This window comes from Amycolatopsis sp. NBC_01488 (assembly GCF_036227105.1).
GTDB lineage: Bacteria > Actinomycetota > Actinomycetes > Mycobacteriales > Pseudonocardiaceae > Amycolatopsis.
Genome location: NZ_CP109434.1, coordinates 8,843,560 through 8,858,565 on the forward strand (window position 1 = coordinate 8,843,560; position 15,006 = coordinate 8,858,565).

The window sequence follows — 15,006 nt, forward strand, 5'->3', positions numbered from 1 at the left end:
CGAGTTCGCCTCCCCATCACGTGAGTTCCGGCTTCGATCACGCGAGTGCGGTGTTTCGTACCAAGAACGGCCGTGCGGCAAGGGGAATCACTCGTGTCCCGAGAGGCATCACCTGTGACGGAAGGGGCATCACTCGTGATCGGGGGTCGACACGGTTGGCTAGATGAGGTCCAGCGGGTCGAGCTGGATGCGGATCGGTTCCGTCGCCTTCTTCGCATCGCGACGGGCCGCGGCCGCGTGGATCGACGACGACAGGGCCTTGCCCTCGCCTCGGGACACGCGGACCAGAGCCCGCTCGCGGGCGGCGTTCCCTTCTTCGTCGATCTCACCGAGGGGGACCGGACCGAGAACTTCACCGGACGAAGGCAACGGCAGGTCCGACAGAAACCCGGCCACCGCGTCCGGGCTGCCCTCGACGCTCGCCATCCGCATCGCCGGGGGGAAGCCCAGTTCGCGACGCTCCGCCAGCTCCTGACCCGCGTGCCACGCCGGGTCCCAGCGGACCAGCGCCTGGACCACCGGCATCCCCGCCTCCGCCCCGACGATCACCCGGCCACCCGACGAAGCAGGGCGCACCAACGCAGCCGCCGCCATCCAACGGCGCAAGGTCTCCTCGCCCGCGCGCAGATCCTGTCGCCCCAGCAAAGCCCAGCCGTCCAAGAGAAGCGCCGCGCCGTAGCCGCCCTCGGCCACCGGCTCCGCCCCGGGTGTGCAGACCACGAGCGCCGGCTTGCCGGGCACCGAAGCCAACACCTCCGCCGCGCCCGAAGTCCGGACCGGGACGCCGGGAAACGCGCGGCCCAGCTCCTCCGCCGTCCTCTTCGCGCCGACGATCACCGCGCGCAACCTCACCGAGCCGCACGCCGTGCAGCGGAACGCCGTCTCCGGGACGCCGCACCAGCGGCACGCCGGGGGCTTCGGCCGGCCGTCCACCGAGCCGCCCGGCAACGCCAACGGCCCCGCGCAGCGCCGGCAGTGCGCCGGTGTTCGGCAGTTGCCGCAGGCCAGGCCGGGCACGTACCCGCGCCGCGGGACCTGGACCAGTGTCGGCAGGCCCGCCGCGAACGCCTGCCGCGCCGCCTCGAACGCCACCGCCGGCAACCGGGCGACGCGGGCCGCCTCGTCGCGCGCCACGTCGAAGTCCTCGCCGACCGGCGTGACGCGCGGAGCCGCGGCCCGCAGCGCAGTGCGGTCGGCCAGGACCGGCGCCGCCCAGCCCGACTCGACCAGCAGCTGCGCCTCCGCCGTCCGCGCGAAGCCCCCCACCAGCAGCGACGCCTTCGCCGCGTGCGCACGGTCCATCAGCACGTCCCGCACGTGCGGGTACGGCGCGTGCTGGTCGAGGTGCAGGTCGTCGCCGTCGTCCCAGACGACGAACAGGCCAGGGTCGTGGACCGGCGCGAACATCGCCGCGCGCGTGCCCACCACCACGCGCACCGCGCCGCGCAGCACCGCCAGCCAGCGCCGGTAGCGCTCGGCGGGCCCCAGCCCGGCAATCAGCGCCACGACGGCGTCCTCGCCGACGAGAGACGCGCACGCCTCGTGCACGCGGGTCAGGTCACGGTGGTCGGGCACCACCAGCACCGCGCCGCGGCCGGCCGCGGCCACCGTGCCCGCCGCCTCGGCGAGCCGGCGCGGCCAGTCCTCGCCCGGCAGGGCCTGCCAGACGGCGTTCGCGGGCTTCCCCTCGGCGAGGGCCTCCAGGAACGCCGGGCCACGCTGGTAGCGCGCCCAGGACTCGGTGTCCGGCGCGGCTGGAACGGCCGCGGGCGGCAGCGCGGGCTCGCCCTCGGCCTTCGCGTGCCGCGGCGGGATCGCCAGGCGCAGGACGTCGGACAGCGTGCCGCCGTAGCGGTCGGCGACCGCGCGGCAAAGCGCGTGCAGCGACGGCGGCAGCACGGGCTCCGGCGAGATGATGCGGTCGAGGAACGCCAGCTTGCTGCCGTAGTCGCTGGTCTCGCCGCGCTCGATCAGGTAGCCGTCGACGAGCTGCCCGGCGAACCGGACGCGCACCCGGCAGCCGGGCACGGCGGTCTCGTGCAGCTTCTCCGGCACGAGGTAGTCGAACGTGCGGTCCAGGTGCGCCAGCGGGATGTCGACGACGATCCGCGCGACCGGCCGCTCGGGCGCGGGTGACTGGGCACCCTTGGCCTTCTGGCCCGGCTTCGGCGGCTTCCGGGCGCGCGACGGCGCCACCTTCGGCGAAGGCGGCTTCTCCGGGAGCTCCCAGAGGGCGGCGGACTCGGAACCAGTCACGCCGTGATCTCTACCAGACCCCTCCGACAGCCCCGACGCCGAACGCCATGAAGGGCACCCTCATGGACAACGGCCATAAGGGTGCCCTTCATGCCAAACGCGTCAGGCGCCGGCCGCGGACTTCAGGGCCTCGGCGCGGGCAGTGCTCTCCCAGGGGAGGTCCAGCTCGGGCCGGCCGAAGTGGCCGTACGCCGCCGTCGGGGCGTAGATCGGGCGGAGCAGGTCGAGGTCGCGGATGATCGCGGCCGGCCGGAGGTCGAAGACCTCGGTGATGACCTGCTGGATCTTCGACGGGTCGACCGTCTCGGTCCCGAACGTCTCGACGAACAGGCCGACCGGGGCCGCCTTGCCGATCGCGTACGCGACCTGCACCTCGGTCCGCGACGCCAGCCCGGCGGCGACGACGTTCTTGGCCACCCAGCGCATCGCGTACGCGGCGGACCGGTCGACCTTGGACGGGTCCTTGCCGGAGAACGCGCCGCCACCGTGGCGGGCCATGCCGCCGTAGGTGTCGACGATGATCTTGCGGCCGGTCAGGCCCGCGTCGCCCATCGGGCCGCCGATGACGAAGCGGCCGGTCGGGTTGACCAGCAGCCGCGCGTTCGACGTGTCGATGCCCAGGCTCTCGATCTCGGGGCCGACCACGTGCTCCTTGACGTCGACGCTGAGCATCCGCTCGAGGTCGATGCCGTCGGCGTGCTGCGAGGACACGACGACCGTGTCGAGGCGGACCGGCTGGTCGCCGGCGTACTCGATGGTCACCTGGGTCTTGCCGTCCGGGCGCAGGTACGGCAGCACGCCGTCCTTGCGGACCGCGGTCAGCCGCTTCGACAGCCGGTGCGCCAGCGCGATCGGCAGCGGCATCAGCTCGGGGGTGTCCGAGCAGGCGTAGCCGAACATCAGGCCCTGGTCGCCGGCACCCTGGCGGTTGATCTCGTCCTCGTCGGACTCGACCCGCGACTCGTACGCGGTGTCGACGCCCTGTGCGATGTCGGGCGACTGCGACCCGATCGCGACGTTGACGCCGCAGGAATTGCCGTCGAAGCCCTTGGCCGAAGAGTCGTAGCCGATCTTCAGGATGACGTCGCGGACGATCGTCGGGATGTCGGCGTACGCCTCCGTCGTCACTTCACCGGCGACGTGCACCTGGCCGGTGGTGATCAGGGTCTCGACCGCGACGCGGCTGCGAGGGTCCTTCGACAGCAAGCCGTCGAGGATCGAGTCGCTGATGGCGTCGCAAATCTTGTCGGGGTGCCCTTCGGTCACCGACTCCGAGGTGAACAATCTGCTGGTAGACGCGGTCACGGTGGCCGTCACTTCCTCACCTTGTCGTCGGATGCCCCGTAACTTAGGCACCCCTTACCTGTGCAAGCGTACTGACTATCGCTCGGGAGGCGGTCAACGCTTCATGAAGCTCACAACAGCGTCCCACAGAGTGGACGCCAGTTCAGCCTTCGCGCCGAGAGGTATGGGGATTTCCGTACCGTCCGAGCCGAGCAGCCAGCCCGAATTGTCCTCGGTGCCGAACGCCTTGCCGTCGCCCACCGCGTTGACCACCAGCAGGTCGGCGCCCTTGCGCTTGAGCTTCACGCGGGCGTGGTCGAGGACGCCGCCGCGCTCGTCGCCGGTTTCCGCGGCGAAGCCCACGACGACCTGACCGGGACGCCGGTTTCGCACCAGTTCCGCGAGGATGTCGGCGTTGCGGTCGAGCGTGATGACGGGGTCCGGTTGATCGTCCGACTTCTTGATCTTGTGGTCGGCCCGGTTCGCCGGCCGGAAGTCGGCGACGGCGGCGGCCATCACGACGACGTCGGCCGACTCGGCCGCCGCGTGCACCGCCTGCCGCAGCTCCTCCGCCGTCGAGACGTGCGCCACGGTCGCGCCCGCCGGGTCCGGCAGCGCGACGGTGTGCGCGGTGACCAGGGTGACCTCGGCGCCGCGCTGGGCGGCGACGCGGGCCAGCGCGTAGCCCTGCTTGCCGGACGAGCGGTTGCCCAGGTAGCGGACCGGGTCGAGCGGCTCGCGGGTGCCGCCCGCGGACACGACCACGCGGACGCCTTCGAGGTCGCGCGGGAGAGCGTCCGGGCGGGCCAGCAGCAGCCGGGCGAGGTCGACGATCTCGGCGGGGTTCGCCAGGCGGCCCTTGCCGGTGTCGACCCCGGTCAACCGGCCGGAGTCGGGCTCGGTGACGATCGCGCCGCGCGAGCGCAGCAGGGCCACGTTGGCGCGGGTCGCGGGGTGCTCCCACATCTCCGTGTGCATCGCCGGGAAGAAGGCGACCGGGCACCGGGCGGTGAGCAGGGTGTTCGTCAGCAGGTCGTCGGCCAGGCCGTGGGCGGCCTTGGCGAGGAGGTTCGCCGTGGCCGGGACGACGAGGACGAGGTCGGCTTCCTTGCCGACGCGGACGTGCTGGACCTCGGGCACCTCGGTGAACACGCCGGTGTGCACCGGGTGCCCGGAGAGGGCTTCGAAGGTGGCCGCGCCGACGAAGTTCAGCGCGGCTTCGGTGGGGACCACGCGGACGTCGTGACCGGACTCGGTCAGTCCGCGCAGCACCTCACAGGCCTTGTAGGCGGCGATGCCGCCGCCCACGCCCAGGACAACGCGGGGTTTACTCACCCTCGGTGTGCTCGAGCAGGCCGCCGTGGATCTCGCGCAGCGCGATCGAGAGCGGCTTCTCGCGCGGGCCCGGCTCGACGAGCGGGCCGACGTACTCGAGCAGGCCCTCGCCCAGCTGGGCGTAGTAGTCGTTGATCTGGCGGGCACGCTTGGCCGAGTAGATCACCAGCGCGTACTTCGAGCTGACCTTCTCGAGCAGGTCGTCGATCGGCGGGTTGGTGATGCCCTCGAGCTCTTCGTGCAGCGTCGCCTGAGTCGTCACTCTTGGTGCTCCGAATCTGTGGGACTACCGGCGGCAAACTGCTCGCCGGTAATCAAGTTTAGCAAGTGCTCGGCGGCGTCCCGCACATCGGCGTTGACGACGCGGTGGTCGAACTCGCCGGCGGCGGCCAGCTCACGCTCCGCTTCCGCCAGCCGGGCCTGCACGGCGGCCTCGTTCTCGGTGCCGCGCCCGGTGAGCCGGCCGACCAGCTCCTCCCACGACGGCGGCATCAGCATCACCAGCCGGGCTTCCGGCATCGCCGCGCGGACCTGGCGGGCGCCCTGCAGCTCGATCTCCAGCACGGCCGGGCGGCCTTCGGCGAGGGCCTTCTCGACGGGCTCGCGCGGGGTGCCGTAGCGGTTGCCGGTGAACTCGGCCCACTCGAGGAGCCGGCCGTCGGCGATCATCGCGTCGAACTCGGCGCGGTCGACGAAGTGGTAGTGCGCCCCGTCGATCTCGCCGGGACGCGGGTGCCGCGTGGTCACCGAGACGCTGAAGTAGATGTCGGGCTCCAGCTTCCGCAGCTCGCCCACCACGCTCGACTTCCCGACCCCCGAGGGCCCCGATACGACGGTGAGCCGGTGCCGGGGGATGTCCCCCGCCACCGGCTCACTGCCGCGGTCGGCGCCCGGGTTCACCGGGTAGTCACGACCGGCGCCGTTCACTCGCCGCTGAACTCGGCCAGCAGCGCCTTGCGCTGCCGGTCGCCGAGGCCGCGAAGGCGACGGCTGGGGGCGATCTCCAGTCGTTCCATGGTCTGCTGCGCGCGGACCTTGCCGACGCCCGGGAGGGCCTCGAGCAGAGCCGAAACCTTCATCTTGCCGAGGACTTCGTTCTCCTCGGCCTGCTTCAGCACGTCGACCAGAGTGGTACCGCCCCGCTTCAGCCGCTCCTTCAGCTCAGCACGGATGCGGCGAGCGGCGGCGGCCTTCTCCAGCGCCGCAGCGCGCTGTTCCTCTGTCAGCTGGGGAAGTGCCACGTTTTCCTCCGGTAGTTCTCAAATCTGGGTGGGTGACGCGACGGTACCCACCCGTGAGCACCGGCCACAATGCGGGGGTGCCTGGTGGGACCCGGTTCCGGCCCCTGCTATTGGCCGTTTTCCTGCGGGTCGGCCAGCAGTTCGGCGACCCGTTCGACCGCTTGGCGCAAAGCCGCTTGCTCCGGACCGTGGCGCAGGATGTCCCGGGACGACGCGGGCAGCACGCCGGGCAGACCGGTACCGGCAGCAGTACCGAAGAGGGCCCTCAAATCGGCCACAGTCGCTCCCTGGGCCCCGAAGCCGGGCGCCAGCACCGGTCCGTTCAGCCGCGAGAGATCGAGTTCCCCCGGCGAGACGGTGGCCCCGACCACGACCCCCACATCGCCGAGCGGTTCCGAGGATGCGTTGAGCGCCGCCGCGGAATCGACGATCGACTGCGCCACCGTGCGGCCGTCGGGCAGCTTCGCGTTCTGCACGGCGGCCGCTTCGGGGTTCGAAGTCCGGGCAAGCACGAAGATGCCACGCCCCGCCGAGGCGGCCGTTTCGGCGCACGGGGCCACCGAGCCGAACCCGAGGTACGGCGAAACGGTGATCGCGTCGGCCGCGACCGCCGCCCCGTCGGCCACGTACGCCGCCGTGTACGCCGCCATCGTCGAGCCGATGTCGCCGCGCTTGACGTCCAGCAGCACCAGCGCGCCCGCCTCACGGGCCGTCTCGACGACCCGCTCCAGCACGCGGACGCCGGCCGCGCCGAAACTTTCGAAGAACGCCGATTGCGGCTTCACGATCGCCGTGCGCGCCGCCAGGACCTCCGTGGCGGACAGCGCGAACCGCTCCAGGCCCGAAGCGTCCACCGGGAGCCCCCAGGCCTCGAGGAGGCCCGGGTGGGGGTCGATCCCGGCGCACAGGGGGCCCCGGGACGCGACGGCCTTCGCCAGCCGCGCCCCGAACCGCTCCCGCGTGCTCACGACTTCGCCTTCAGCGCCGCCTGGAGCTCCTGCAGCGACTTGACGCCGATGTCGCCCCGGATCAGCGCTTCGATGCCGTGCACGGCCGCCGCGGCGCCCTGGACGGTCGTCACGCACGGGATGTCGCGCGACACCGCCGCGGTGCGGATCTCGTAGCCGTCGACGCGCGGACCGCTGTTGCCGTACGGCGTGTTGATCACCATGTCGACGCCGCCGTCGAGGATGACGTCCACGATGTTCGGCTCGGCTTCGGTCGAGCCCTCGTAGTGCTTGCGCACCACGGTGCACGCGACCCCGTTGCGCCGCAGCACTTCCGCGGTGCCGGACGTGGCGAGGATCTCGAACCCGAGGTCCGCCAGGCGCTTCACCGGGAAGACGAGCGAGCGCTTGTCGCGGTTGGCGACCGAGACGAAGACGCGCCCGGACGTCGGCAGCGAGCCGTAGGCGGCGCTCTGCGACTTGGCGAACGCCTTGCCGAAGGAGACGTCGACGCCCATCACCTCGCCGGTCGACTTCATCTCCGGGCCCAGCAGCGAATCGACGCCGTGGCCCTCCGGGGTGCGGAAGCGGTGGAAGGGCAGCACGGCTTCCTTGACGGCGACCGGCGAGTCGGCCGGCATCTGCCCGCCGTCGCCGTCGGCGGGTAGGACCCCGCTCTCGCGCAGGTCCTTGATCGTCGAGCCGGTCATGATCAGCGCGGCGGCCTTCGCCAGCGGCACCGCCGTCGCCTTGGACACGAACGGGACCGTCCGCGACGCGCGCGGGTTGGCCTCCAGGACGTACAGGACGTCGTCCTTGAGCGCGTACTGGACGTTCAGGAGCCCGCGCACGCCCACGCCGCGCGCGATGGCCTCGGTGGAGCGGCGGACGGCCTGCAGGTCGGTGTGCCCGAGCGTGATCGGCGGCAGCGCGCACGAGGAGTCGCCGGAGTGGATGCCGGCCTCTTCGATGTGCTCCATCACGCCGCCGAGGTAGAGCTCCTCGCCGTCGAACAGCGCGTCGACGTCGATCTCGATGGCGTCGTCGAGGAAGCGGTCCACGAGCACCGGGTGCTCGGGGGTGATCTCGGTGGCGCGGCTGATGTAGCCGGCCAGCGTCTCCTCGTCGTAGACGATCTCCATGCCGCGGCCGCCGAGCACGTACGACGGCCGGACGAGCACCGGGTAGCCGATCTCGTCGGCGATCCGCTTGGCGCCCTCGAACGACGTCGCCGTGCCGTAGCGCGGCGCGGGCAGCCCGGCGTCGGTGAGCACCTCGCCGAACGCGCCGCGGTCCTCGGCCAGGTTGATCGCCTCCGGCGGGGTGCCGACCACCGGGACACCGGCGTCGGCGAGCTTCTTCGCCAGGCCCAGCGGGGTCTGGCCGCCGAGCTGGACGATCACGCCCGCGACCGTGCCGGACGCCTGCTCGGCGTGCACGACCTCGAGGACGTCCTCGAAGGACAGCGGCTCGAAGTACAGCCGGTCGGACGTGTCGTAGTCGGTGGACACGGTTTCCGGGTTGCAGTTGACCATGACGGCCTCGAACCCGGCCTCCCGCAACGCGATCGCCGCGTGCACGCAGGAGTAGTCGAACTCGATGCCCTGCCCGATCCGGTTCGGGCCCGAGCCGAGGATGAGCACCTTCGGCTTCTCGGTCTGCGCGGCCACTTCGGACTGCGCCTCGGGGTCGGACTCGTAGGCCGAGTAGTGGTACGGCGTCTTGGCGGCGAACTCGGCCGCACAGGTGTCGACGGTCTTGAACACCGGCCGCACGCCGAGGCGGTGGCGCAGCGTGCGGACGCCGTCCTCGCCCGCCAGTTCCGGGCGCAGCGCGGCGATCTGGCGGTCCGAAAGGCCGGTGCGCTTGGCGCGGCGCAGCAGGTCACCATCGAGGACGGGCGCGTCGCGGACCTCGGCGCCGACCTCGCCGATGTAGGCGATCTGGTCGATGAACCACGGGTCGATGCCGGAAGCCTCGTGCACCTGCTGGACGCTGGCGCCGAGGCGCAGCGCGCGTTCCACTTCGTACAGCCGTCCCTCGTGCGGCGTGCGCAGGGCGTACAAAGTGGACTCCAGCGTGACACCCTCGGGGTCTGGCAGCGTCCAGAACCCGGTCGCCTTCGTCTCGATCGAGCGCATCGCCTTGCCGAGCGCCTCGGGGAAGCTGCGGCCGAACGACATCGCCTCGCCGACGCTCTTCATCGTCGTGGTCAGCGTCGGGTCGGCGCCCGGGAACTTCTCGAAGGCGAACCGCGGCATCTTCACGACGACGTAGTCCAAAGTGGGCTCGAACGCGGCCGGCGTCTCGCCGGTGATGTCGTTCTGGATCTCGTCGAGCGTGTAGCCGATGGCGAGCTTCGCGGCGATCTTGGCGATCGGGAAGCCGGTCGCCTTGCTCGCCAGCGCACTGCTCCGCGAAACGCGCGGGTTCATCTCGATGACGACCATCCGGCCGTCGGCCGGGTTGATCGCGAACTGGATGTTGCAGCCGCCGGTGTCGACGCCGACCTCGCGCAGCACCGCGATGCCGACGTCGCGCATCACCTGGTACTCGCGGTCGGTGAGGGTCATGGTCGGCGCGACGGTGACCGAGTCGCCGGTGTGCACGCCCATCGCGTCGACGTTCTCGATCGAGCAGACGACCACGACGTTGTCGTGCTTGTCGCGCATCAGCTCGAGCTCGTACTCCTTCCAGCCGAGCACGCTCTCCTCGATGAGCACCTCGGTGACGGGAGACTCCGCGAGGCCGGTGGAAGCGAGCCGCTCCAGGTCCTCGGGCGTGTGCGCCATGCCGGACCCGAGCCCGCCCATGGTGAAGCTTGGCCGGATCACCACCGGCAAGCCCAGGTCCTTGACGGTCTCGCGCACTTCGTCCATGTCGTGGCAGACACGGCTGCGCGGCACGTCGGCGCCGATGGTGCGCACGATGTCCTTGAACTTCTGCCGGTCCTCACCGCGCTGGATGGCGTCGATGTCGGCGCCGATCAGCTCGACGCCGTACTTGTCGAGCACACCACGCTCGTGCAGTGCCACGGCACAGTTGAGCGCCGTCTGCCCGCCGAGGGTCGCGAGAATCGCGTCGGGGCGTTCCGCCGCGATGACCTTCTCGACGAAGTCCGGCGTCACCGGCTCGATGTAGGTGGCGTCGGCGAACTCGGGGTCGGTCATGATGGTGGCCGGGTTCGAGTTCACCAGAGAGACGCGCAGGCCTTCGCTGCGCAGCACCCGGCAGGCCTGGGTACCGGAGTAGTCGAACTCCGCGGCCTGCCCGATCACGATCGGCCCGGAGCCGATCACCAGCACGTGCTGGATGTCCGTCCTCTTCGGCATCAGGCCTTCTTCTCCATGAGCGAAACGAAATCGTCGAACAGGGGAGCCGCGTCGTGCGGGCCGGCCGCCGCCTCGGGGTGGTACTGCACCGAGAACGCCGGGACGTCGAACGCCCGCAGGCCCTCGACCGCGCCGTCGTTCGCGCAGTAGTGGCTGACCTGAGCCGCACCGAACGGCGACTCGAAGCGCTGCCCGGGCTCGCCTTCGAGGGCGAATCCGTGGTTCTGCGCGGTGATCGCCACCGACTTCGTGGCGACGTCGATCACCGGGATGTTGATGCCGCGGTGGCCGTAGCGCATCTTGTACGTCCCCAGGCCGAGCGCGCGGCCGAGGACCTGGTTGCCGAAGCAGATGCCGAACAGCGGGATCTCGCGGCCCAGGATCTGCTGGGTCAGCTCGGTGGCGTGCGTCGTGGTGGCCGGGTCGCCCGGGCCGTTGGAGAGGAACACGCCGTCCGGCTCCACCGCCAGGACCTCCTCCAGCGACGCAGAAGAGGGCAGCACGTGCACCTCGATGCCGCGCTTGACCATCTGCCGCGGGGTGTTGGACTTGATGCCCAGGTCGAGCGCGACGACGCGGAAGCGCGTCTCGCCTTCGGGAGAGACGACGTACGGCTTCGGCGTCGAAACCTGGCCGGCCAGGTCGGCGCCCTCCATCTTCGGGCTGGCGAGGACCTCGGCGACCATCTCGTCGACCGTGCCGAGCGCGTCACCGGAGAAGACCCCGGCACGCATCGCGCCGAGCTCGCGCAGGTGCCGCGTCAGCGAGCGGGTGTCGACCTCGGCGATGCCGACGATCCCCTGGTTCACCAGCTCTTCGTCGAGCGAGCGCTTCGAGCGCCAGTTGGACGGCGTGCGCGCGGGGTCGCGCACCACGTAGCCGTTGACCCAGATCTTCGAGGACTCGTCGTCCTCGTCGTTCCAGCCGGTGTTGCCGATCTGCGGCGCGGTCTGCACCACGATCTGCCCGTGGTAGGACGGGTCGGTCAGCGTCTCCTGGTAGCCGGTCATGCCGGTGCAGAACACCGCCTCGCCGAGGGTTCGCCCCTGCGCGCCGTAGGCAGCGCCGCGGAACACCCGGCCGTCTTCGAGTACCAGTGCGGCCTGAGCGCGCGCGTTCACTGGGCACCTCCCTTGATCTTGAGCTGTTCGATCCACTGTGGATAGTCGTCGAGGTCGTCGCCGCGGAAGCCGGTGTCGAGGTCCGCGTCGCCGAGCCGCCAGGTGATGACGAGCAGCGCGTCGGTGCCCATCACCTTCCCGGCGATCTTCGTGTCGCGCCGGATGCCGGTGACGGCGTCCCGCGGGAGCCAGAAGTCCGGCGCTCCCCCGCGTTCGACGGCGATACCCCCGCCGTGCAGGCGCCAAACCGCGCCGGTGCGCAGCCCTGCGCCGCGGGTGACGATCCGGTCCTGCCAGTTCCCGGCGGTGGTCGTCGCCACGTAGAGGCCGGTGGACTCCAGCAGCACGTCGCCCGGCTCGTCGGGGATCGCGGGGAACGGCGGTACCTGCACGCTCTGCGAGCGCGCCTTCCGGCGCCAGCCGACGTACATGCCCCAGAGGCAGAGCAGGAAGAAGGCGACGATCGCCAGCACCAGCCACAGGCGTTCCATCAGCAGACCTTCCCGTCCCGCGCGGTGAGCCGCCCGCGCAGCAGCGTCGCGGTCACCACACCGGGGAGCCGCATTCCCTCGTACGGGGTGTTGGCGGCGATGCTGGCCAGCTCGGCGCCCCGGACCGTCCATTCGGCGTCCGGGTCGACGAGCGTCAGGTTCGCCGGCTCGCCGACCGCGATCGGACGGCCCTGGTCGGCGAGGTTGCCGATCTCGGCGGGCCGCTCGCTCATGACACGGGCGACGCCGCGCCAGTCGAGCAGGCCGGTGCGGACCATCGTCTCGGCGACGATCGACAGCGCCGTCTGCAGCCCGAGCATGCCCGGCCGGGCCGCGGTCCACTCGGTGTCCTTGTCCTGCACCGCGTGCGGCGCGTGGTCGGTGGCCACGCAGTCGATGATCCCTTCGGCCAGGGCGGCCCGCAGCTTCTCCGCGTCGGACTCCGTGCGCAGCGGCGGGTTCACCTTGTTCACCGGGTCGTAGGTGGCCAGGCGCTCGTCGGTGAGCAGCAGGTGGTGGGGCGTGACCTCGGCCGACACCTTCGTGCCGCGCTCCTTCGCCCAGCGCAGGACGTCCGCGGTGCCCGACGTCGAGACGTGGCAGACGTGCAGCCGCGCGTTCGCGTGCAGGGCCAGCAGGCAGTCGCGGGCCACGATGGACTCCTCCGCGGCGGCCGGCCAGCCGGTGTAGCCGAGCCGGGCCGCGCGCTCGCCCTCGTGGGCCTGGGCGCCGACGGTCAGCCGCGGCTCCTCGGCGTGCTGGGCGATGACAGCGTCCAGCGCGGTCGAGTATTCCAGCGCGCGGCGCATCAGCAGTGGGTCGGCGACGCAGAGGCCGTCGTCGGAGAAGACCTTGACCCGGGCCTGCGAGTTCGCCATGGTGCCCAGCTCGGCGAGCTTCTCGCCCTTGAGCCCGACGGTGACCGCGCCGACCGGGTGGACGTCGACCAGGCCGACTTCCTGCCCGCGCCGCCACACGTGCTCGACGATCACGGCGTTGTCCGCGACCGGGTCGGTGTTGGCCATGGCGAACACCGCGGTGTAGCCGCCGAGCGCCGCCGCGGCCGAGCCGGTCTCGATCGTCTCGGTGTCCTCGCGGCCGGGTTCGCGCAGGTGGGTGTGCAGGTCGACGAAGCCGGGGAGCAGCACCTGACCCGCCGCTTCGATGATTTCGGCGTCTTCCGGGAGGTCGACGGTGCCGATCGCGGTGATCACCCCGTCCTCGACCAGGACGTCGACCGGGTCGCCTTCGCCGTAGGGGCGGGCGCCCTTGATCACGGTGCTCACGCGGCGGCTCCTTCGCTGGCCAGGAGGTGGTAGAGGACCGCCATGCGCACGTGGACGCCGTTGCGGACCTGTTCGGTGATGGCCGAGGCCGGGGAGTCGGCGACCGCGCTCGCGATCTCCATCCCGCGCAGCATCGGGCCGGGGTGCAGCACGACGGCGTGGTCCGGCAGCAGCTTCTGCCGCCGTTCCGAGAGGCCGTAGACGATCGAGTACTCGCGCGCCGACGGGAAGAAGCCGCCGTGCATGCGCTCGGCTTGGACGCGCAGCATCATCACCGCGTCGACCGCGGGCAGCTCGGCGTCCAGGTCGTGCGAAACGGTCACCGGCAGGCTCTCGACGCCGTAGGGCAGCAACGTCGGCGGCGCGACCAGCACCACCTCCGCGCCAAGCGCCGACAGCAGGTGGATGTTCGAGCGGGCGACGCGGCTGTGCAGGACGTCCCCGACGATGGCGATCCGGCGGTCCTTGAGCGAGCCGAGCCGCTCCCGCAGCGTCGCCGCGTCGAGCAGCGCCTGCGTCGGGTGCTCGTGGGTGCCGTCGCCGGCGTTGACCACCGACGTGCCCGGCTCGGCCAGCCACTCCGAGAGCCGCTGGGCGGCGCCGCTGGCGGGGTGCCGGACGATCACGCAGTCGGCGCCCGCGGCGGCCAGCGTCAACGCCGTGTCACGCAGGGATTCGCCCTTGTTGACCGAGGAACTGGACGCCGAGACGTTGATCACGTCGGCGCTCATCCACTTCCCGGCGATCTCGAACGACACCCGGGTGCGGGTCGAGTTCTCGTAGAACAGGGTGATCACCGTGCGGCCGCGCAACGTCGGCAGCTTCTTGACCTCGCGGCCGAGCAGCGTGTGCTTCAGCTCGTCCGCGGTGTCGAGCACGGCCGTGGCGACCGCCGGGTCCAGGCCGTCGGTGGCGAGCAGGTGCTTCACGAGTCCTCTCCAGCAGCTTCGGACGGACGCAGCAGGACGGCGTCCCGGCCGTCGATCTCGGCCAGCAGGACGGACACGCCCTCGGTGCGCGCGGTCGGCACGTTCTTGCCCACGTAGTCGGCGCGGATCGGCAGCTCGCGGTGACCGCGGTCGACCAGGACGGCCAGCTGCACCGCGCGGGGACGGCCGTGATCACGGAGGGCATCGAGCGCGGCCCGGATCGTGCGGCCGGAGAAGAGCACGTCGTCGACCAGGATCACCACCCGGTCGTCGATGCCGTCGGCGGGCAGCTGCGTCTGTTCGAGCGCGCGCGGCGGGCGGCGGCGGAGGTCGTCCCGGTAGAGGGTGACGTCGAGGGCGCCGGTCGGCGGCCGGACTCCGGAGAACTCGCCGATCTTGTCGGCCAGGCGGCTCGCGAGCGGAGTGCCGCGGCTGGGAATCCCGAGCAACACGGGCGGGGTAGTGCTCTCCGCACCGTTCGCGGTCTTTTCGATGACCTGATGGGCCATTCGGGCGATCGTGCGCGCGACATCGCCGGCCGTCAGGAGCTCGCGCTCCCCGGCCGAACCAGCCGCGCCACGCGGACGTGACGACACTGCGGACTCCTTCCCCGCCTCACCGGACGGGTCCTTAAAGGACGTCTGTTCCCCTGCTGGTCGGGGCTTTCGCACCGACAGTAGCAGGCACTTTGCTCAGTCTTACGGGTGGTGTGGCGTGATTCGCGGCAAGCTCGCGCTTGACCTGGTGACAACAATGCGTAACCATTACTCTGAGTATTCGACTC

Annotated in this window: 13 protein-coding genes; all 13 read right to left on the reverse strand. The window is 71.3% G+C overall.

Annotated features, from left to right (window positions below):
* Positions 1 to 159: 159 nt before the first annotated feature.
* The gene (locus tag OG738_RS41520; protein ID WP_329049328.1) at positions 160 to 2,256 is read right to left on the reverse strand and encodes a primosomal protein N'; all 2,097 of its coding nucleotides are present in this window, start codon (positions 2,254 to 2,256) and stop codon (positions 160 to 162) included.
* Between the two features lie 102 nt (positions 2,257 to 2,358).
* A complete protein-coding gene (gene metK / locus OG738_RS41525; RefSeq protein WP_329057012.1) occupies positions 2,359 to 3,561 on the reverse strand; it encodes a methionine adenosyltransferase in 1,203 nt (400 codons plus the stop codon).
* Between the two features lie 93 nt (positions 3,562 to 3,654).
* On the reverse strand, positions 3,655 to 4,875 hold the full coding sequence (coaBC, locus tag OG738_RS41530; RefSeq protein ID WP_329049329.1) for a bifunctional phosphopantothenoylcysteine decarboxylase/phosphopantothenate--cysteine ligase CoaBC: 1,221 nt from the start codon (positions 4,873 to 4,875) through the stop codon (positions 3,655 to 3,657).
* Positions 4,868 to 5,137 (reverse strand): DNA-directed RNA polymerase subunit omega, encoded by a 270-nt coding sequence (gene rpoZ / locus OG738_RS41535; RefSeq protein WP_005152353.1) that lies wholly within the window; start codon positions 5,135 to 5,137, stop codon positions 4,868 to 4,870. Before rpoZ ends, coaBC begins: the two co-directional genes overlap by 8 nt.
* Entirely contained in the window at positions 5,134 to 5,802 is a 669-nt protein-coding gene (gmk, locus tag OG738_RS41540) for a guanylate kinase (protein ID WP_329049331.1), read from the reverse strand. The genes rpoZ and gmk overlap by 4 nt, the downstream gene beginning before the upstream one ends.
* Complete coding sequence (gene mihF, locus OG738_RS41545) at positions 5,799 to 6,116, reverse strand: integration host factor, actinobacterial type (RefSeq protein WP_003096398.1); 318 nt, start codon at positions 6,114 to 6,116, stop codon at positions 5,799 to 5,801. Before mihF ends, gmk begins: the two co-directional genes overlap by 4 nt.
* A gap of 107 nt (positions 6,117 to 6,223) precedes the next feature.
* Positions 6,224 to 7,084, reverse strand: coding sequence for an orotidine-5'-phosphate decarboxylase (pyrF, locus tag OG738_RS41550; protein ID WP_329049334.1), 861 nt, complete (start codon positions 7,082 to 7,084; stop codon positions 6,224 to 6,226).
* Entirely contained in the window at positions 7,081 to 10,395 is a 3,315-nt protein-coding gene (gene carB, locus OG738_RS41555; protein WP_329049336.1) for a carbamoyl-phosphate synthase large subunit, read from the reverse strand. Before carB ends, pyrF begins: the two co-directional genes overlap by 4 nt.
* Positions 10,395 to 11,516, reverse strand: coding sequence for a glutamine-hydrolyzing carbamoyl-phosphate synthase small subunit (gene carA, locus OG738_RS41560; RefSeq protein ID WP_329049337.1), 1,122 nt, complete (start codon positions 11,514 to 11,516; stop codon positions 10,395 to 10,397). The genes carB and carA overlap by 1 nt, the downstream gene beginning before the upstream one ends.
* Positions 11,513 to 12,007: a PH-like domain-containing protein gene (locus tag OG738_RS41565; RefSeq protein WP_329049338.1), complete on the reverse strand. Its 495-nt coding sequence runs from the start codon at positions 12,005 to 12,007 to the stop codon at positions 11,513 to 11,515. The genes carA and OG738_RS41565 overlap by 4 nt, the downstream gene beginning before the upstream one ends.
* Complete coding sequence (locus tag OG738_RS41570) at positions 12,007 to 13,293, reverse strand: dihydroorotase (protein ID WP_329049339.1); 1,287 nt, start codon at positions 13,291 to 13,293, stop codon at positions 12,007 to 12,009. Before OG738_RS41570 ends, OG738_RS41565 begins: the two co-directional genes overlap by 1 nt.
* Positions 13,290 to 14,222: an aspartate carbamoyltransferase catalytic subunit gene (locus OG738_RS41575; protein ID WP_329049340.1), complete on the reverse strand. Its 933-nt coding sequence runs from the start codon at positions 14,220 to 14,222 to the stop codon at positions 13,290 to 13,292. Before OG738_RS41575 ends, OG738_RS41570 begins: the two co-directional genes overlap by 4 nt.
* Entirely contained in the window at positions 14,219 to 14,818 is a 600-nt protein-coding gene (gene pyrR / locus OG738_RS41580; RefSeq protein WP_329049342.1) for a bifunctional pyr operon transcriptional regulator/uracil phosphoribosyltransferase PyrR, read from the reverse strand. Before pyrR ends, OG738_RS41575 begins: the two co-directional genes overlap by 4 nt.
* Between the last annotated feature and the right edge of the window lie 188 nt (positions 14,819 to 15,006).